General features: G+C 55.6%; 18 protein-coding genes. 11 read left to right on the top strand and 7 right to left on the bottom strand.

Translation table 11 applies throughout. The features are described from left to right. Nucleotides 1-12: 12 nt before the first annotated feature. Nucleotides 13-2,538 (bottom strand): bifunctional glycosyl transferase/transpeptidase, encoded by a 2,526-nt coding sequence (mrcB, locus tag ACMGG3_RS22150; RefSeq protein ID WP_333062525.1) that lies wholly within the window; start codon nt 2,536-2,538, stop codon nt 13-15. A 176-nt stretch (nt 2,539-2,714) separates the two neighbouring features. Continuing rightward, complete coding sequence (hrpB, locus tag ACMGG3_RS22145; RefSeq protein WP_414149459.1) at nt 2,715-5,144, bottom strand: ATP-dependent helicase HrpB; 2,430 nt, start codon at nt 5,142-5,144, stop codon at nt 2,715-2,717. A 73-nt stretch (nt 5,145-5,217) separates the two neighbouring features. On the opposite strand from hrpB, the gene thpR reads away from it, so the two are divergent. From thpR to panD, 9 genes are all read left to right on the top strand, one after another. Further along, entirely contained in the window at nt 5,218-5,772 is a 555-nt protein-coding gene (thpR, locus tag ACMGG3_RS22140) for an RNA 2',3'-cyclic phosphodiesterase (RefSeq protein WP_014168680.1), read from the top strand. After that, nucleotides 5,762-6,466: a DNA/RNA nuclease SfsA gene (gene sfsA, locus ACMGG3_RS22135; protein WP_014168679.1), complete on the top strand. Its 705-nt coding sequence runs from the start codon at nt 5,762-5,764 to the stop codon at nt 6,464-6,466. Before thpR ends, sfsA begins: the two co-directional genes overlap by 11 nt. A 176-nt stretch (nt 6,467-6,642) precedes the next feature. Continuing rightward, nucleotides 6,643-7,098, top strand: a complete 456-nt coding sequence (gene dksA / locus ACMGG3_RS22130) for an RNA polymerase-binding protein DksA (protein WP_001155232.1) — start codon at nt 6,643-6,645, stop codon at nt 7,096-7,098. Between the two features lie 59 nt (nt 7,099-7,157). Beyond that, on the top strand, nt 7,158-8,048 hold the full coding sequence (gene gluQRS, locus ACMGG3_RS22125) for a tRNA glutamyl-Q(34) synthetase GluQRS (protein WP_014168677.1): 891 nt from the start codon (nt 7,158-7,160) through the stop codon (nt 8,046-8,048). Nucleotides 8,049-8,090: 42 nt separating this feature from the next. Then, the gene (gene pcnB / locus ACMGG3_RS22120) at nt 8,091-9,488 is read left to right on the top strand and encodes a polynucleotide adenylyltransferase PcnB (protein WP_071842211.1); all 1,398 of its coding nucleotides are present in this window, start codon (nt 8,091-8,093) and stop codon (nt 9,486-9,488) included. Continuing rightward, nucleotides 9,485-9,964, top strand: coding sequence for a 2-amino-4-hydroxy-6-hydroxymethyldihydropteridine diphosphokinase (gene folK, locus ACMGG3_RS22115; RefSeq protein ID WP_032679634.1), 480 nt, complete (start codon nt 9,485-9,487; stop codon nt 9,962-9,964). Before pcnB ends, folK begins: the two co-directional genes overlap by 4 nt. A gap of 122 nt (nt 9,965-10,086) precedes the next feature. After that, the gene (gene panB / locus ACMGG3_RS22110; RefSeq protein ID WP_014168674.1) at nt 10,087-10,878 is read left to right on the top strand and encodes a 3-methyl-2-oxobutanoate hydroxymethyltransferase; all 792 of its coding nucleotides are present in this window, start codon (nt 10,087-10,089) and stop codon (nt 10,876-10,878) included. Between the two features lie 11 nt (nt 10,879-10,889). Further along, entirely contained in the window at nt 10,890-11,741 is an 852-nt protein-coding gene (gene panC / locus ACMGG3_RS22105; RefSeq protein WP_025205376.1) for a pantoate--beta-alanine ligase, read from the top strand. Nucleotides 11,742-11,798: 57 nt separating this feature from the next. Continuing rightward, on the top strand, nt 11,799-12,179 hold the full coding sequence (gene panD, locus ACMGG3_RS22100; protein WP_014168672.1) for an aspartate 1-decarboxylase: 381 nt from the start codon (nt 11,799-11,801) through the stop codon (nt 12,177-12,179). Nucleotides 12,180-12,219: 40 nt separating this feature from the next. On the opposite strand, the gene ACMGG3_RS22095 is transcribed toward panD, so the two are convergent. The 4 genes from ACMGG3_RS22095 to ACMGG3_RS22080 all read right to left on the bottom strand — a co-directional run bounded on the left by ACMGG3_RS22095 (nt 12,220) and on the right by ACMGG3_RS22080 (nt 15,770). Then, nucleotides 12,220-13,467, bottom strand: coding sequence for a polysaccharide deacetylase family protein (locus ACMGG3_RS22095; RefSeq protein ID WP_078774278.1), 1,248 nt, complete (start codon nt 13,465-13,467; stop codon nt 12,220-12,222). A gap of 63 nt (nt 13,468-13,530) precedes the next feature. Further along, nucleotides 13,531-13,971 (bottom strand): PTS sugar transporter subunit IIA, encoded by a 441-nt coding sequence (locus tag ACMGG3_RS22090; protein ID WP_020882597.1) that lies wholly within the window; start codon nt 13,969-13,971, stop codon nt 13,531-13,533. 105 nt (nt 13,972-14,076) lie between these two features. After that, nucleotides 14,077-14,847, bottom strand: coding sequence for an ABC transporter permease (locus ACMGG3_RS22085; RefSeq protein WP_014168669.1), 771 nt, complete (start codon nt 14,845-14,847; stop codon nt 14,077-14,079). Beyond that, nucleotides 14,844-15,770, bottom strand: coding sequence for an ABC transporter ATP-binding protein (locus ACMGG3_RS22080; RefSeq protein WP_014168668.1), 927 nt, complete (start codon nt 15,768-15,770; stop codon nt 14,844-14,846). Before ACMGG3_RS22080 ends, ACMGG3_RS22085 begins: the two co-directional genes overlap by 4 nt. Nucleotides 15,771-15,877: 107 nt before the next feature. Between ACMGG3_RS22080 and can the strand changes: the two genes are divergently transcribed. Then, complete coding sequence (can, locus tag ACMGG3_RS22075) at nt 15,878-16,540, top strand: carbonate dehydratase (protein WP_020882596.1); 663 nt, start codon at nt 15,878-15,880, stop codon at nt 16,538-16,540. A gap of 101 nt (nt 16,541-16,641) precedes the next feature. On the opposite strand, the gene hpt is transcribed toward can, so the two are convergent. Then, on the bottom strand, nt 16,642-17,178 hold the full coding sequence (gene hpt / locus ACMGG3_RS22070) for a hypoxanthine phosphoribosyltransferase (RefSeq protein WP_025205381.1): 537 nt from the start codon (nt 17,176-17,178) through the stop codon (nt 16,642-16,644). A 207-nt stretch (nt 17,179-17,385) separates the two neighbouring features. On the opposite strand from hpt, the gene ACMGG3_RS22065 reads away from it, so the two are divergent. Beyond that, nucleotides 17,386-19,776, top strand: coding sequence for a glucose/quinate/shikimate family membrane-bound PQQ-dependent dehydrogenase (locus tag ACMGG3_RS22065; RefSeq protein ID WP_020882595.1), 2,391 nt, complete (start codon nt 17,386-17,388; stop codon nt 19,774-19,776). The last annotated feature ends 82 nt before the right edge of the window (nt 19,777-19,858 follow it).

Here is a 19,858-nt window from a genome sequence, read left to right as displayed (position 1 = left end):
GGATGTGAAGCGTTAGTTACCGCCGAACATATCTTTAATCCAGCCCGCGACACCGTCGCTGTCTTTTTTCTCATTCTGCTGCTGCGGCTGTTGTTGCGGCTGCTGCTGAGGCTGAGAAGACTGCTCGAACGGGTTACCCGTCGGTTGCTCTGGCTGGCTTTGCTGGCACAGCGAATCCGGGTTGGTGGTCCAGACAGGCAAGGTACGCATACCGCCGCCACAGACAAAGTTACCAGAACCGTCCACGCCCATATCGACGATATCTTCCGGCGCCACCAGATTCAGCGGTACCGGAGACTGATTCGCCAGATAGCGCTGGTAAATCGACATCGCCCCGCTTGCACCGTACAGTTTGGTTGGCTGGTTGTTATCGCGACCTACCCAGGTGATCACCACTTCACGGCCATCGATACCGGCGAACCAGGTATCCACGTTGTTGTTGGTGGTCCCGGTTTTACCTGCCAGATGCAGGCCCGGATACTTCGCACCCAGTTGACGTCCGGTCCCCCGCTGCACAACCTGCTGCATCGTCCACAACGTCATATAGGCTGCCTGCGCTGGCACGGCACGTTCCGCTTGCGGGAAGCTCTGATACAGCACGGAGCCATCCTCGGCAATCACCGAACGCAGAGCAGAGAGCGGTGCACGGTTACCCCCGCTGGCAATGGTCTGGAACGCCTGAGCCACTTCGATCGGCGTCAGGTTAAGCGCCCCCAGGATCATCGCCGGAACAGGATGGAGCTGATCTTTCGGCACACCCAGTTTCTGCCAGGTGTCGACAATCGCCGGCAGACCGAGCGCCATACCCAGGTTCACCGTTGGCACGTTCATCGAGCGGGTCAACGCATCCACCAGCATGACCTGGCCGCTGAACTGTTTATCGTCGTTCTGCGGAGACCATACCTGGCCGTTAGGCTGGCGCAGGGAAATCGGCGCATCGGCAATCCAGGTATTCAGGCGATACTGGTTAGGCTGACTCAGGGCGGTAAGATAGGTTGCCGGTTTTGCCAGTGAACCAATCGAACGTCGCGCCTGCATTGCACGGTTGTAGCCTGCGAACTGCGGCTCAGCACCGCCCACCATGGCGCGAACTTCGCCGGTGTTACGGTCAACCACCACCATCGCGGTTTCAAGATCGCTCAGCTTACGCTGTTTCTTCAGCGCCGGGATACCTTCCACCGCAGCTTTTTCAGCGGCTTCCTGCGCCACGGAATCGAAGGTGGTAAAGATCTTCACGCCGGAGAGATCTTTCACCTTATCACCGAGCTTGCTTTGCAGCTCCTGACGCACCAGCTGCATAAACGCAGGCTGAGGCGAGATCACGCCACCGCGCGGCTGAACGCCGAGTGGACGTGCGCTCAGCATGTCGTACAGCTCCTGGTCAATCACCTGCTGTTGTTGCAGCAGACGCAGCACCAGGTTACGACGTTCCAGCGCCAGTTTCGGGTTACGCCACGGGTTATAAATGGACGCCCCTTTCACCATGCCCACCAGCAGCGCCTGCTGGTCAAGGCTCAGCTCTTCCACCGGACGACCAAAGTAGTACAGACTTGCCAGCGGGAAGCCGCGGATTTCGTTATCTCCGCTCTGACCGAGGTACACCTCGTTCATGTACAGCTCAAGGATACGATCCTTGCTGTAACGCGCATCCATCAGTACGGCCATGTACGCTTCGTTGGCTTTACGCCAGTAAGAGCGTTCACTGGAGAGGAACAGGTTCTTCACCAGCTGCTGGGTCAGCGTACTCGCCCCCTGCACCGTCCGTCCGGCGGTCAGGTTAGCCAGCACCGCACGGCCAATTGAGTAAAGGCTGATGCCATCATGCTCATAGAAGTGACGGTCTTCGGTTGCCAGCAGGGTATCAACCAGCAGGTCCGGGAAGCCGTTACGGGCAACGAACAGACGTTGTTCGCCGTTCGCCGACGAGAGCATGGTGATCAGACGCGGATCGAGACGGAAGAAACCGAACTGACGGTTGTTATCCATGTTCTCGATGGTGTCCAGACGATCGCCGTCAAAGGTCAGACGCGCACGCACCTGGCCCTCTTTGCTGTCCGGGAAATCAAACGGACGGCGGATCATCTCAATGCTTTTCGCCTGCACGGTAAATTCGCCAGGACGCGTCATTTTCGACACCTGACGATACTGGGTGGCTTCCAGCAGTTTCACCATCTCGTTCTTGCTGATGGACATATCTGGCTCAAGGTTCACCATGCGGCCATACACCGCCGCAGGCAGTTGCCAGACTTTTCCGTCAATACGGCTACGGATCTTCTGATCCAGATAGACGCCGTAAATCGCCATCAGCACAACAAATACAATGAACAGCTTCAGCAGCAGCCAGAACCAGCCGCGCTTGCCCCGAGGCTTACGCCCTTTGCCTTTCCCTTTACGCGGCATCGGTTCTTCATCCTCATAATCGTCTTCATAGTCATCGTCATAGTCCTCATCTCTGAGGCGACGACGGCTTACCTTTTCTTTCACCGGACGCGTTGGTTTTCCCTTACGTCCTATTGGCTCGCGGTCATTCCCCGCCATGCTTTTTCTCCGCAACTTTCAGGCGCAAGGGCCCGATTCTCTTTTCTTCCACTGGCCTGTGAAAGAAGAAATCTCTCAAAGTAAACAGCAAGACCTTCCAGACAGGAACGTCTTTAGTATTTTCTCCCGCACCCTGCGGGTGAGGGCATCAAGCCGCACGTTCCCAGCCACGCCCGTCACGAATACTTCTTCGTCCGTCGTGTCGGTGCCGTATTTGCCGGATCGTCCGGCCAGACATGTTTGGGATACCGCCCCTTCATCTCTTTTTGCACGTCACGGTAGCTCCCCGCCCAGAATGCCCCCAGGTCGCGGGTAATCTGTAACGGGCGATGGGCTGGCGACAACAGCTCCAGCACCAGAGAGACGCGCCCTTGCGCCACAGAAGGCGTGGTGGCCTCTCCAAACATTTCCTGCATACGTACCGCCAGCGCCGGAGGATTATCCTCGTGATAACGAATGGCAATCCGGCTTCCGGTCGGCACAGTGTAATGCCCTGGCAGTTCACTATCCAGACGTTGACGTAATGACCAGTCCAGTAAATTCTGTAACGCGACCTTAACATCAAGCGCTTTTAGCGCACGCAGCGAGTGTACACCGTGCATTTGCGGCAGCAGCCAGCGTTCAAGCGAGGCCAGCAATGTCTCATCATCGACCGCGGGCCAGTCATACTCCGGTAGCCAGCGCGCAGCACAGTGCAGACGAATACGGTACTGTTCCGCCTCTGGCGTCCAGTTCAGCACCCCTAACCCTTTGTCCCGGATGCCGTTCAGCATGGCCAGATGCAGCACCTCTTCCGACGGTTTTGCCAGCGGCGTGGTGCCGAGGATCAGTTTACCTGTCTGGCTGCGACGAAATGCCTTCAGCGTGCCCTGAGCCTCATCCCATTCCACGGTATCGGATTGCTGAACCAACTGCGGACAGGCACGCGTCAGGGCATCAATATCCACTGCGATAGCCTGTAAAATACGCGCGTCCGGGGAGTGGCTACCCTGTAACAGTAACGGCGCAATCAGCCATTCGTGACGCGTCATGGCGTCATCGCTGTCCAGCATGGCACCCATGCCATTGGCCAGTTGATACCGCCCGTCCAGACCGCGACGACGCGCGATCCTGTCGGGAAACGCCTGCGCTAACAGAGGCGCGATAGCCGCGCTGTCTGGCGACCCGGCTTTGCCGTTAAGTCGCCGGCAAAGCTGCTGCGCCCGCTGCTGCCAGTTCCCCTGATTGCGGGAAAAGGCCTGCGCCAGATCGCTGCTGCCACCGCGCGGTGGCTCCTCAAGAATAGCCGCCAGTTTCGCCGCCGTAGCAATTTCATCCTCCCCCTGCGCGGCCACCAGCATCGCCGCCAGGCGAGGGTCATTGCCCAGCGCGGCCATTTTTTGCCCGCGGGATGACAATCGCTCACCATCAAGCGCCCCCAGGCGGTTCAGTAAGATCCGCGCAGCAGCAAGGTTCGCGGCGGGTGGAGGATTAAGCCAGGTCAGCTGTGCCGGATCCGGGCATCCCCACTGCAGAAGATCCATCACCAGCCCCGCCAGATCGCTGTGTAAAATTTCCGGCGTGCTTTGCTGTGCAGCGCGCTCAGCCTGCTCCGCGCTGGTCAAATGCAGGCAGATACCGGGCTCAAGACGTCCCGCACGGCCTGCTCGCTGAACCATTGACGCCTGGCTTATGCGCTGCGTCAGCAGTTTAGTCAGCCCGGTGCGCGCGTCAAAGCTCGCCACCCTCTCCTGCGCACTGTCCACCACCAGGCGAATGCCTTCAATGGTTAAACTGGTTTCGGCAATATTGGTTGCCAGCACCACTTTACGCTGCCCCGCGGGCGCGGGCAGGATTGCCTTACGCTGATCCGCCAGTGACAGCGCGCCGTAGAGCGGGCAAAGCAGCACGTCACTTCCCACCCGGGAAGCCAGTTGGTCCTGCACGCGCTGGATCTCGCCTACGCCTGGCAAAAACAGCAATAGCGATCCCGATTCCTGGCGGAGCAATTCGGCGGTTGCGATGGCTACCGCGTCGTCAAAACGCTGATGGGCAGGCAATGGTTGATAGCGACGCTCAACAGGAAATGCTCTGCCTTCGGAGGCGATAACCGGCGCGTCGGGCAACGTCTGCTGCAGTCGCTCGTTATCCAGCGTAGCGGACATGATAAGCAACCGGAGGTCGTCGCGTAGCCCTTGCTGAACATCAAGTAACAGCGCCAGTGCCAGATCTGCCTGCAGGCTACGCTCGTGGAATTCATCCAGAATCACCAATCCGACGCCGTTTAACTCCGGATCGTTTTGCAGCATGCGGGTCAGGATCCCTTCGGTCACCACCTCAAGGCGCGTGGACGGGCCAACGCAGGTTTCGGCGCGCATACGGTAACCCACCGTCTCGCCCGGCTTTTCACCAAGCAGTTCCGCCAGGCGCTGCGCCACGTTCCGTGCGGCCAGCCTGCGCGGCTCCAGCAGGATAATTTTCCCGCGGACAGTGCCCTCTTTAAGGATCTGCAGTGGCAGCCAGGTGGATTTACCTGCGCCCGTCGGGGCGTTAAGTAAAACCTGCGGGGCATGGTGTAAGGCAGCAAGAAGCTCAGGAAGGACGACGGCGACCGGCAATGAGGACACTAACAGCTCCAGAGGGTTAACATTAGTCGGCGTACATTGTAGCATCGGCGCATACCATTACCGAGTCCCCTGTATGTCTGAGTCGAAACGGCTGTTTTTTGCCATAGAATTGCCCTCCACGCTGCAGCGAAAAATCGTTCGCTGGCGAGCCAGCCATTTTCCCCAGGACGCAGGGCGTCCGATCGCGGCGGCAAACCTGCACCTGACGCTGGCCTTTCTGGGCGACGTCAGCGCCGAAAAACAGCGCGCGCTGGCAGCAATGGCTGGCCGCATTTCTCAGCCGGCGTTTACGCTGCACCTCGACGACGCGGGCCAGTGGCTGCGCTCACGCGTGGTCTGGCTGGGCACGCGCCAGCCGCCCCGCGGGCTTTTACAGCTTGCGAGTATGTTGCGCGCCCAGGCGGCTCGCAGCGGGTGTTACCAGAGTCCGCAGCCGTTTCATCCGCATATCACCCTGCTGCGCGATGCCGGTCAGGCCGTTGCCATTCCGCCACCCGGCTTTCACTGGGACGTTGAGGTCAATACCTTCGCGCTTTACGAATCGGTCTTTACCCAAGGACGCACCCGTTATACGCCGCTACAGCGCTGGTCGCTGGGCGATACCCTAAGGAATTCTGATGAAGTTTAGTCCTGCCCTGCAGCACGCCACGCTGGTTCAACGCTACAAACGCTTTCTCGCTGACGTGATCACCCCCGAAGGTGAACAGCTCACGCTGCACTGCCCGAACACCGGTGCCATGACCGGCTGTGCGACGCCGGGTGACACGGTCTGGTATTCCACTTCAGAAAATACTAAACGCAAATATGCCCATACCTGGGAAATGACCGAGACGCAAAACGGGGCATTTATTTGCGTGAATACCCTGCGCGCCAATCAATTAGTTAAGGAAGCATTGACCCTTGGCACCCTGCCCGAACTGGTGGGGTATGGCACGCATAAAAGTGAAGTTAAATATGGCGATGAAAGCAGCAGAATTGACTTCATGTTACAGGCGGAAGACCGGCCCGAGTGCTATATTGAAGTAAAATCAGTGACGTTAGCGGAACAGGAAAACGGCTACTTCCCGGATGCGGTCACGCTACGGGGGCAGAAGCATCTGCGGGAGCTGATGAGTGTTGCGGCGGCGGGCAAACGCGCCGTATTGCTGTTTGCGGTTTTACATTCAGCCATTGAACGATTTTCTCCAGCCCGCCATATTGATCTCAAATACGCGCAATTGTTGAATGAGGCACAAAAGCAGGGGGTGGAGGTTTTGGCTTATAAAGCGGAACTTTCTGCCGATAATATGACTCTGAGATCCTCTCTTCCCATTGTCTTATAAGGGATTAGACGATTGACTATTAAGTGTTCTGGCCGCGTGCGCAAATACGCTTTTCCTCACAGGCTTGTCAAGTGTTACGTTTAGATAATTGCCATACGGAAAAGCATCTGCTATTTATAGCGACCTGATTTTTCCCCCAACACGGGGATCGATAGTGCGTGTTAAGGAGAAGCAACATGCAAGAAGGGCAAAACCGTAAAACATCGTCCCTGAGTATTCTCGCCATCGCTGGGGTGGAGCCGTATCAAGAGAAGCCGGGCGAAGAGTATATGAACGAAGCCCAGCTGTCGCACTTCAAGCGTATTCTTGAAGCATGGCGTAATCAACTCAGGGATGAAGTCGATCGCACCGTTACTCATATGCAGGATGAAGCTGCTAACTTCCCGGACCCGGTAGACCGTGCCGCTCAGGAAGAAGAGTTCAGCCTCGAACTGCGTAACCGTGACCGCGAACGCAAACTGATCAAAAAGATCGAAAAAACGCTGAAAAAAGTCGAAGACGAAGATTTTGGCTACTGCGAATCCTGCGGTGTTGAAATCGGAATTCGTCGCCTGGAAGCGCGTCCAACCGCCGATCTGTGCATCGACTGTAAAACGCTGGCAGAAATCCGCGAAAAACAGATGGCCGGTTAATACCAGCGCTGTTTACACACTCCAAAGGCGGGAGTTTCTCCCGCCTTGTTACTGTTGATATGTCTGAATCACACTATATTGGGCGCTTCGCGCCATCCCCTTCTGGTGAATTACACTTCGGCTCATTAATTGCCGCCCTCGGCAGCTACCTGCAGGCTCGCGCCCGTCACGGTAAATGGCTGGTCCGCATTGAAGATATTGATCCTCCGCGTGAAGTTCCCGGTGCAGCAGATACCATTCTGCGTCAGCTGGAACATTACGGTCTTCACTGGGACGGTGACGTCCTCTGGCAGTCAAGGCGACATGATGCCTACCGGGAACGCCTGGCGTGGCTCCACGCACAAGGGCTCTCCTACTACTGCACCTGCACCCGCGCGCGTATTCAGAGCGTGGGTGGCGTCTATGACGGCCACTGCCGCACGCGCAATAACGGCCCAGAACTGGCCGCCGTGCGCATAAAGCAGCATGCCCCGGTGACGCACTTTACTGATTTACTCTCCGGCGAAATCCATGCGGATGAACGTCTTGCACGCGAAGATTTTATTATCCACCGCCGTGACGGCCTGTTCGCCTATAACCTGGCGGTAGTGGTTGATGACCATTTCCAGGGCGTGACGGAAATTGTGCGCGGGGCTGACCTGGTGGAACCTACCGTGCGACAAATATCGCTCTATCACCAGTTTGGCTGGAACGCGCCGGATTACATTCATCTGCCGCTGGCGGTCAATGAACAGGGCTTTAAGCTGTCAAAACAAAATCATGCGCCCGCCCTGCCAGACGGCGATCCGCGCCCTGTTTTGATCGACGCGCTGCGATTTCTCAACCAGAATGTAACCAACGAATGGCAGGATTTGCGAATTGACGAACTGCTGAAAATGGCGATCGCCAACTGGACGCTGACGACCGTGCCAAAAATCCAGCATTCTCAAATGCGTTGCGCTGAGCTATGATTAGCCGCTTTTTTCATAACAAAACACACTACGAGGTGTACTATTTTTACCCGAGTCGCTAATTTTTGCCGTAAAGTGCTAAGCCGCGAAGAGAGCATGGCGAACGACGCTATTGCGCAAAACCGCATGTCGGTTATTCCACGTGAGCAGCACAATATTTCCCGCAAAGATATCAGTGAAAATGCCCTCAAGGTGCTCTATCGTCTGAATAAAGCAGGCTACGAGGCCTATCTCGTTGGCGGTGGGGTGCGTGATTTACTGCTGGGCAAAAAACCAAAAGATTTCGACGTGACGACCAGCGCCACGCCAGAGCAGGTGCGCAAATTATTCCGTAACTGCCGCCTTGTTGGCCGTCGTTTTCGTCTTGCTCACGTCATGTTTGGGCCGGAAATTATTGAAGTGGCGACCTTCCGCGGTCACCACGAAGCGGGCGAATCCGATCGCACCACCTCCCAGCGCGGCCAGAACGGCATGCTGCTGCGTGATAATATCTTCGGTTCTATCGAAGAAGATGCCCAGCGTCGCGATTTCACGATCAACAGCCTTTACTACAGCGTGGCAGATTTCACCGTCCGTGATTACGTCGGCGGCATGCAGGACCTGAAAGAGGGTCTGATTCGCCTGATCGGCACGCCGGAAACGCGTTATCGTGAAGACCCGGTGCGTATGTTGCGCGCCGTACGTTTCGCCGCCAAACTCTCAATGCGCATCAGCCCGGAAACCGCAGAGCCGATACCGCGTCTGGCGACGCTGATTAACGACGTGCCGCCAGCCCGTCTGTTTGAAGAGGCGCTGAAGCTGCTGCAGGCCGGTTACGGCTACGAAACCTACAAGCTGCTACGCGAATACAGCCTTTTCCAGCCCCTGTTCCCGACCATTACGCGCTGCTTTACCGAAAACGGTGACAGCCCAATGGAACGCATGATTGCGCAGGTGCTGAAGAATACCGATACCCGCATTCACAACGATATGCGTGTGAACCCGGCGTTCCTGTTTGCCGCGATGTTCTGGTATCCGCTGCTGGAAGCAGCGCAGAGAATTGCGCAGGAAAGCGGTCTGGCCTACTACGATGCGTTTGCGCTGGCCGCAAATGACGTGCTGGATGAAGCCTGCCGCACGCTCGCCATTCCAAAACGTATTACGACGCTGGTGCGTGATATCTGGCAGCTTCAGCTGCGCATGTCTCGTCGTCAGGGTAAACGCGCCTGGAAGCTGATGGAGCATCCTAAATTCCGCGCTGCGTTCGATTTACTGTCGCTGCGTGCTGAAATTGAACGGAACCAGGAACTGCAGCGTCTGGCGCAGTGGTGGGGCGAATTCCAGGTTTCAGCACCGCCAGAGCAGAAAGATATGCTCGTCGACCTCGATGACGAACCGACGCCGCGTCGTCGCCACCGTCGTCCGCGCAAACGTGCGCCGCGCCGTGAAGGTACGGCATGACCCTGGCGTACATTGCCATCGGCAGCAATCTGGCCTCTCCGCTGGAGCAGGTTAATGCTGCCGTTCAGGCGCTGGGTGAAATCCCACAAAGCCGTATTGTGGCGGTCTCTTCTTTCTACCGGACACCGCCGCTGGGGCCACAGGATCAGCCTGATTACCTGAATGCCGCCGTGGTGCTGGACACAGCGCTGGATGCCGACACGCTGCTGGATAATACTCAGCGAATCGAACTGCAGCAGGGCCGCGTACGCAAAGCCGAACGCTGGGGGCCGCGCACTCTCGATCTCGACATTATGCTGTTTGGCCACGAGGTGATTAACACCCCCCGTCTCACCGTTCCGCACTACGACATGAAAAATCGCGGCTTTATGCTCTGGCCGCTGTTCGACGTTGCCCCTGACCTCACCTTCCCTGACGGCCTCTCGCTGAAGGCAGTGCTGGATAGCCTCGACGCAGAAAAACCAGCCCGCTGGTGATCCGCATTTTTACCGGTTAACCCTCACTGAATTGTGGTTAATCGGTTGCCTAAAATCATTGTTCCCTCAAATGTTACTGTTAGAATGCGCAAAGATTCGCTTTTGGGCTATCAGGAAACAGTATGAAACCAACCACCATCTCCTTACTGCAGAAATGCAAACAGGAAAAGAGACGCTTCGCCACCATTACTGCGTATGACTACAGCTTCGCTAAGCTTTTTGCCGAAGAGGGTATCACTGTCATGCTGGTCGGAGATTCGTTAGGGATGACGGTACAAGGCCATGATTCCACCCTGCCGGTGACGGTCGAAGATATTGCCTACCATACCCGTGCCGTGCGCCGCGGAGCACCTGCCTGTCTGCTGCTTTCCGATCTGCCTTTTATGGCCTACGCGACGCCAGAGCAAGCGTTCGAGAATGCGGCAACCGTCATGCGTGCCGGGGCCAATATGGTCAAAATCGAAGGCGGAGCCTGGCTTGCAGAGACCGTGAAAATGCTCACCGAACGTGCCGTGCCGGTCTGCGGTCATCTGGGTCTGACGCCGCAATCCGTCAATATTTTTGGCGGCTATAAGGTGCAGGGCCGCGGTGATGCAGCACAGACACTGTTTGAGGATGCCCTGGCGCTGGAAGCCGCTGGCGCACAGCTGCTGGTGCTGGAGTGTGTGCCGGTTGAACTGGCGAAACGCATCACCGAGGCGCTGTCGATTCCGGTGATTGGCATTGGCGCAGGCAACGTTACCGACGGTCAGATTTTAGTGATGCACGACGCCTTTGGTATTACCGGCGGTCATATCCCTAAATTCGCCAAAAATTTCCTGGCAGAAGCAGGCGACATGCGTGCTGCTGTGCGGCAGTATATTGCCGACGTTGAATCCGGTGTTTACCCGGGTGAAGAACACAGTTTCCATTAAGGAGTCTTGTTGTGCTAATCATTGAAACCCTGCCGCTGCTTCGCCAGCATATCCGTCGTGCACGTCAGGAAGGTAAACGTATCGCACTGGTTCCCACGATGGGTAACCTGCATGACGGCCATATGAAGCTTGTTGATGAAGCCAGAGCGCGTGCAGATATCGTGGTGGTCAGTATCTTCGTGAACCCCATGCAGTTTGACCGTGCCGACGACCTGGCGCGCTATCCGCGCACCCTGCAGGAAGATTGCGAAAAACTCAAAAAACGCCACGCCGACATTGTCTTCTCTCCGGCACCTGCAGACGTCTACCCGCAGGGGACCGAGGACGCGACCTACGTGGACGTGCCGGGCATTTCAACCATGCTGGAAGGCGCCAGCCGTCCGGGCCATTTCCGCGGCGTTTCAACCATCGTCAGCAAGCTGTTTAACCTGGTGCAGCCCGACGTTGCCTGCTTCGGTGAGAAGGACTTCCAGCAGCTGGCGTTGATCCGTAAGATGGTCGCCGACATGGGTTATGATATTGAGATCGTGGGCGTGCCGATTGTGCGTGCCAAAGACGGTCTGGCGCTCAGTTCCCGTAACGGGTACCTTACCGCGGATGAGCGTAAAATCGCGCCGGGATTGAGCAAGGTCATGAATACCATGGCGGAACAGCTTGTGGCTAAAGAGCTGAGTGCAGAAGAGATCGTTGCCCTCGCCGAACAGGCGCTGAACGACAAAGGCTTCCGCGCTGACGATATCCAAATCCGTGATGCCGATACGCTGCTTGAGCTGACCGATACCAGCAAGCGCGCGGTGCTTCTGGTGGCTGCATGGCTCGGTCAGGCACGCCTTATCGACAATAAAGTGGTTGAGCTGGCATAACTCTCTACCTCCCCTCGTTCGCGGGGGGTTAACGCATGATGATTAAAGGTAAACGTAATGATTCGCAAAATGCTGCAAGGTAAGCTTCACCGTGTGAAAGTCACTCAGGCCGACCTGCACTATGAAGGCTCCTGCGCCATTGATCAGGATTTTCTTGATGCAGCGGGCATCCTTGAAAACGAAGCCATTGATATCTGGAACGTGAATAACGGTAAGCGCTTCTCTACCTATGCGATCGCGGCGGAACGCGGCTCCAGAATTATCTCCGTGAATGGCGCTGCCGCTCACTGTGCCGACGTCGGTGATATCGTCATCATCGCCAGCTTCGTGATGATGTCTGACGAAGAAGCCCGTCGCTGGCAGCCAAAAGTGGCGTACTTCGAAGGCGACAACGAAATGAAACGCACCGCGAAAGCCATTCCGGTCCAGGTTGCCTGATATCCTGAAGGCTGTGAACCGTTCACAGCCTTCTCTCACCTCATCCCTGCGGCTGATTACTGATAAGCCGCGACATCGTCTCCAGCGAATCCGTCTTTAAAATATACAGTCGCTTAAGCAGGAACGGATTGTCCCCGGGCTTCACTTTGCCTTTTACCGTTGTCACCGCCAGGTGGAACCCTGCGTCATTCGCCGCTTTTACCGCTTTGTCGTCATAGGCGCCAAACGGATAAGAGAGATAGAGCACGTGCGGGTTAAATTGCGCCAGCGCCCGGCGTGAACGCGCGAAATCGAACAAAATCACGTGATGGCTACGGCTCAGTAAGATCGGGTGTTTATTGCCGTCCACCCGATGCAAGAAGTGGGTATGGGACTGGATATCAAACACATCCTGGATCTGCTCAAGCTCAGAGACACTCATAAACTGCAGGTATTTCGGCGCCCACTTCTGCGGATGACGTTTTATACGCGACGAGATGATAAACGCCGTCGCCTTGAATCCATACGCTTTGAGGACGGGATACGCATAGCGGCTCACCGACTTCAGCCCGTCATCAAAGGTGATCACCACAGACTTCGCCGGCAGGTTCATTTTGTTACGCACATACCCTTCAAGCTGAGCCATCGTCAGCGTGGTATAGCCCTGATCGCGAAGCCAGGTCATCTGGTTGCTGAACGCACGCACGCTGGTGGTCGTGGAGGTATGTCGGAAACGGGTGTTCTCTTCATCACGCAGGATATGGTGATAGGTCAGGACCGGGATGCCGTTATCTTCCTGCGCATCCAGGCTGCTGATCCACGCCAGACGATTGCCGATGCGGATCTGATACCAGGTCTGGTTCAGACGGTCTTTAAGTTTATTCAGAATGGGGTAGCGAAGGTTAGCGCTCATCGTGCCGAAAGGGGCGCTTCCGCTGCTGGGGGCGTTAAAGACAGGCGTGTCTTTCCAGGTTATCAGGTTCTGATTACTCAGCGGTTTATTCAAATCGCCAAGACTGTCTTCCACGCGCTGTTTGCCCTGCACGTCTTCCAGGTGCTCTTTATCAATAAAGCCCGTGCCGAAGCCAAAACGAAACTCGTAGTAATCAGCGGATGTGGGGACGACGGCCAGGATCTGCCCGGCACGGATATTGCCGACATTGACCACATTGTTACCTACTTGCGCCCAGATAGCCGCATCTTCGGTGGTTTGCATATATCGGGCGGGAAGCCCTTGCTGAGCGATCAGGCTGGCAGATGCGCCGCCGGAAACCAGCAGCAACAGAAGGAACACAACGCGCATGAACATGGAATATTAATCGACACGAAAAATCAGCCACCATTGTAACAAAAGCAGCATCAATACCAATGTTTAATTCTTATACAAATCATGGAGCAAGACAAAGGGAGGATTTTTTTGCTGCTGATGCCACAGGCTGCTGACGCCGGCCACTTTTTTGTCGACGATCGCATGACGGAATTCAGCGCTGCTTAAGGTTTCCCGGAAGGGATACATGGATTCCAGCAGCAAAGAGTTAATGCCTGATATCACTTCACAGTTGTCGTGCTTGTGGCTCAACAATGCCGCAGAGCGATAAGGTGCCGCGCCGGATTTATCGGTCAGGAAGATGACGCCGTCACCGGTGTCGGTTTCATGCAGGGCATCGCACATCATTCGGCTGAGCATGTTGGTGCTCAATCCACGCCAGTAGTTAACCGCACGGCATTGCGCCAGCGGACCAAATCTGGCCTCCAGTTTATCCAGCATATCCTGCGCCTGTTCATCATGGCAGGCGATCACCCATCCCAGCATCACTCTCTCCTTAGCAGGCAAGTAGTTTAGCGGAGTGAAGGTTAGCGTACGGTGATAACAATCAAAGAAAAGCACCCGGCAAACAGAATGTCGCCGGGCGGAAGATTAGCTGCGCAGACCGCGTCCACGCTGAATCAGAGACCAGCACAGCAGGTAGAAGGCGATAATAAACACCACCAGCACCGCAACCGTGGTAATCAGTGGCACATCCGTAATGCCGAGGAAACCAAAGCGGAAGCCGCTGATCATATAAACAATCGGGTTCAGGTGTGACAGCGCCTGCCAGAACGGCGGCAGCAGCGTCAGGGAGTAGAACACCCCGCCAAGATAGGTCAGTGGCGTCAGCACAAAGGTCGGGATCAGGCTGATATCATCGAACGTTTTAGCAAACACCGCGTTCAGCAGACCGGCCAGCGAGAACAAGATGGCCGTCAACAGTAACGTGAGCGCCACGAACAGCCATGAATGCACCTGGAACGGCACAAAGAACAGGGAGATCGCCGTCACCAGAATCCCCACGCAGAGACCGCGCGCCACGCCGCCGCCCACATAACCCGCAATGATCACATGCGTTGGTACCGGCGCGACCAGCAGCTCTTCAATGTTACGCTGGAACTTGGCGCTAAAGAATGATGATGCCACGTTAGCATAGGCGTTGGTGATCACCGCCATCATGATCAGGCCCGGCACAATAAACTGCATATAGGTAAAGCCGTGCATTTCACCAATGCGGGAACCGATGAGGTTACCGAAGATGATGAAGTAGAGCGTCATGGTGATCACCGGCGGTACCAGAGTTTGCACCCAGATACGCATAAAGCGGTTAATCTCTTTCGCCCAGATGCTTTTCAGCGCGACCCAGTAAAGATGCGTCATGCCTTGTCTCCTTGTTTATCCTGCACCAGAGAGACAAACAGCTCTTCCAGTCGGTTCGCTTTGTTACGCATACTTAATACCTGAACACCCTGCGCGCTCAGCTGTGAGAACACGCTGTTGATGCCCTGCTCGCGCAGCACTTCCACTTCCAGCGTTGAGGTATCCACCAGACGATAGTTATAGCCTTCCAGCGTCGGCAGCGGGCTTTTCGCCGCCAGGTCGAGAATGAAGGTTTCGGATTTCAGCTTGGCGAGCAGGCTCTTCATCGAGGTGTTTTCCACCAGCTCACCGTTCTGAATGATGCCGATATTGCGACACAGCATCTCCGCCTCTTCGAGGTAGTGCGTGGTCAAAATAATGGTCGTGCCTTTGTCGTTGAGGTCCTTCAGGAAGCCCCACATTGAACGACGCAGTTCGATATCCACGCCCGCGGTGGGCTCATCAAGGATCAACAGCTTTGGCTCATGCATCAGCGCACGGGCAATCATCAGACGGCGCTTCATCCCGCCAGACAACATGCGCGCACGTTCATTGCGTTTTTCCCACAGATCGAGCTGTTTGAGGTACTTTTCGCTGCGCTCCACCGCTTCTTTGCGCTCAACACCGTAGTAACCCGCCTGATTAACCACGATTTGCTGCACTGTCTCAAACGGGTTGAAGTTGAACTCCTGCGGTACCAGTCCGAGCTGGCGCTTAGCATTCACCACATCTTTTTGCAGGTCGTAACCAAACACGCTCACCCGGCCGGACGTTTTGTTGACCAGCGAACTGATAATGCCAATGGTGGTGGATTTCCCCGCCCCATTCGGCCCCAGAAGCGCGTAGAAATCCCCCGCTTCCACTTTGAGATCTATCCCACGCAGCGCCTGAACGCCGCCTGGATAGGTTTTTTTGAGCTGCTCAAGCTCCAGTGCAATCGCCATGAATTAAACTTACCTTAGGTTCTGACACACGTTGTGTGGTTTCATTAAAAGTCGAGTTACCCTATATTAGCGCAACGCAATCACTCGGTTACAGGTCGCTAACCTCCATGAACGACATAGATACACTCATCAGCAACAATGCACTATGGTCAAAAATGCTGGTGGAGGAAGACCCCGGATTTTTTGGAAAGCTCGCGCAGGCGCAAAACCCACGCTTTCTCTGGATTGGATGTTCCGACAGCCGCGTTCCGGCAGAGCGCCTGACAGGTCTCGAGCCTGGCGAACTGTTTGTGCACCGTAATGTTGCCAACCTGGTGATCCATACCGACCTCAACTGCCTTTCGGTTGTTCAGTACGCCGTTGACGTTCTGGAGGTCGAGCACATCATTATTTGTGGCCACTATGGCTGCGGCGGTGTGCAGGCCGCGATTGAAAATACCGAACTCGGGTTAATCGATAACTGGCTGCTGCATATCCGCGATATCTGGTTCAAACATAGCTCACTGTTGGGTGAAATGCCGCAGGAGCGTCGTCTCGATACCCTTTGCGAGCTGAACGTGATGGAGCAGGTTTATAACCTTGGCCATTCCACCATCATGCAATCGGCGTGGAAACGCGGGCAAAAAGTCTCGATCCACGGCTGGGCGTACGGTATTCACGATGGTCTGCTTCGTAACCTGGAAGTGACCGCCACCAACCGTGAAACGCTGGAGCAGCGCTATCGTTCCGGGATAGCTAACCTGAAGCTTAAGCACGTCAACCATAAATAGCTGCCTGTAAGCGGTTCAGATAAAAACAAAACGGCAACCCGGGTTGCCGTTTTTACTGTGTGTTCCCTCGTCAGAGGGCAACAGACCGCACGTCACAAACCTTACTCGTCGAGCAGGATCACTTTACCCACATACGGCAGATGACGGTAACGCTGCGCGTAGTCAATGCCATAGCCCACGACGAACTCGTCAGGGATAGAGAAGCCGACAAACTCTACCGGCACCTGCACTTCACGGCGGCTGGGTTTATCCAGCAGGGTGCAGATCGCCAGGGATTTTGGCTCACGCAGGCTCAGGATCTCGCGCACTTTAGAGAGCGTGTTGCCGGAGTCGATGATGTCCTCAACGATCAACACATCTTTGCCACGAATATCTTCATCCAGATCTTTCAGGATTTTCACATCACGGGTTGTGGACATGCCGCTGCCGTAGCTGGAGGCGGTCATAAAATCGACCTCATGGGACACCTGCACTTCACGGCACAGGTCTGCCATGAACATGAAAGAGCCACGTAAAAGACCGACCAGCACCATTTCGCTGCCGCTGTCCTTGTAATGTTCGGTGATTTGACGACCCAGTTCGGCGATACGCGCTTTGATCTCGGCTTCCGGGATCATCACTTCAACAGTATGTTTCATATTACTAACCATATGATTTTAATGAAAATCTCTCAATGCGGATGAATGTTACTCCGGCATCGATACGCAAGCCAGCCATTATATCAGTAAATGGATACACCTGGCGCATGAGTTATAAAAAGCAAATATTGTGATTCCGATCACACTTGTTAATACCTATAATTAGTTGCTAGCAAATAATTAACAAAACTGACGAGTACACTTTCTATGGCTGAAATAAAAACTCAACAGCCACGTCTACTGGTGACATTAACAGCGCTATTCGCCGCCTTCTGCGGCCTGTATCTGTTAATCGGTGGCGTCTGGCTGGCCGCAATTGGCGGCTCCTGGTACTACCCTATTGCGGGTCTGGTTATGCTTGGCGTAACCGTCCTGTTGTGGCGTAGAAAACAATCCGCGCTATGGCTTTATGCTGCTTTACTCCTCGCAACCATGATCTGGGGCGTCTGGGAAGTCGGTTTCGACTTCTGGGCACTGACGCCGCGCAGTGACATTCTGGTCTTCTTTGGTATCTGGCTGATCCTGCCGTTCGTATGGCGTCGCCTGATTGTTCCTTCAAGCGGTGCCGTTGCGGCGCTGGTGGTTGCCCTGCTGATCAGCGGCGGCATTCTCACCTGGGCCGGTTTTAACGATCCGCAGGAGATTAACGGTACGCTGAATGCCGAATCCACCCCAGCTGCGGCTATCTCGCAGGTCGCGGATGGCGACTGGCCAGCTTATGGCCGTAATCAGGAAGGTCAGCGCTACTCCCCGCTCAAGCAGATCAACGCGGACAACGTTAAGAACCTGAAGGAAGCCTGGGTATTCCGTACCGGCGACCTGAAGATGCCAAACGATCCGGGTGAACTGACCAACGAAGTGACGCCGATTAAAGTCGGTAACATGCTTTATCTGTGCACCGCGCACCAGCGTCTGTTCGCGCTTGACGCGGCCACCGGTAAAGAGAAATGGCACTTCGATCCACAGCTGAACTCCAACCCGTCGTTCCAGCACATCACCTGCCGTGGCGTCTCTTACCACGAAGCGCGTGCTGATAATGCGAGCCCTGAAGTCATTGCCGACTGTCCTCGCCGCATCATGCTGCCGGTAAACGATGGCCGCCTGTTCGCGATCAATGCCGAAACCGGTAAGCTGTGTGAGACCTTTGCCAACAAAGGTATCCTGAATCTGCAGACCAACATGCCGGACACCACGCCGGGTCTGTATGAGCCAACCTCACCGCCGATCATCACCGATAAAACTATCGTGATTGCCGGCTCGGTAACCGATAACTTCTCCACCCGCGAAACCTCTGGCGTTATCCGTGGTTTTGACGTGAACACCGGTAAACTGCTGTGGGCCTTCGACCCGGGCGCGAAAGATCCAAACGCGATCCCATCGGACGAACACACCTTTACCTTTAACTCACCTAACTCCTGGGCACCGGCGGCGTATGACGCGAAGCTGGACCTGGTCTACCTGCCGATGGGCGTCACCACGCCAGATATCTGGGGGGGTAACCGTACGCCTGAGCAAGAGCGTTATGCCAGCTCTATCGTGGCGCTGAACGCAACCACCGGTAAACTGGCCTGGAGCTACCAGACTGTTCACCACGACCTGTGGGATATGGACATGCCGTCCCAGCCGACGCTGGCAGACATTACCGTTAACGGCAAAACCGTTCCGGTGATTTATGCACCCGCGAAAACGGGCAACATCTTTGTGCTGGATCGCAGCAACGGTAAGCTGGTTGTCCCGGCACCCGAAAAACCCGTTCCGCAGGGCGCTGCCAAAGGCGACTATGTCACCAAAACACAGCCGTTCTCTGACCTGAGCTTCCGTCCGAAGAAAGATCTCAGCGGTGCAGACATGTGGGGTGCCACAATGTTTGACCAGCTGGTGTGCCGCGTGATGTTCCATCAGCTGCGCTATGAAGGTATCTTCACGCCACCTTCTGAGCAGGGCACGCTGGTCTTCCCGGGTAACCTGGGCATGTTCGAATGGGGTGGGATCTCCGTTGACCCTAACCGTCAGGTGGCGATTGCCAACCCGATGGCCCTGCCGTTTGTTTCTAAGCTTATTCCACGCGGTCCAGGCAACCCAATGGAGCAGCCTAAAGATGCTAAAGGCAGCGGTACTGAAGCGGGTATTCAGCCGCAGTATGGCGTGCCATACGGCGTCACGCTGAACCCGTTCCTGTCGCCGTTTGGTCTGCCGTGTAAACAGCCTGCCTGGGGTTATATCTCCGGCCTGGATCTGAAAACTAACCAGATCGTCTGGAAAAAACGTATTGGTACGCCTCAGGACAGCATGCCGTTCCCGATGCCAGTTCCTGTCCCGTTCAATATGGGTATGCCAATGCTGGGTGGTCCAATTTCTACCGCCGGTAACGTGCTGTTCATCGCGGCAACCGCCGATAACTACCTGCGCGCGTACAACATGACCAACGGTGAAAAACTGTGGCAAGGCCGTCTGCCAGCAGGTGGACAGGCAACGCCGATGACCTATGAAGTGAATGGCAAGCAGTACGTTGTCATCTCTGCGGGTGGTCATGGTTCGTTTGGTACGAAGATGGGCGACTACATTGTGGCTTATGCTTTACCCGACGACGCTAAATAACTAACACCGCCAACGGTAAAAAAAACGGCAACTTCGGTTGCCGTTTTTATTGCTTATCCCCTCTGAACCAAGGTCTGGGCAT

This window comes from Enterobacter sp. BNK-18 (genome assembly GCF_047456135.1).
GTDB classification, from domain to species: Bacteria; Pseudomonadota; Gammaproteobacteria; order Enterobacterales; family Enterobacteriaceae; genus Enterobacter; species Enterobacter ludwigii.
The sequence above is the reverse complement of the archived record's forward strand: the minus strand, read 5'-3'. Positions and strand labels throughout refer to the sequence as shown.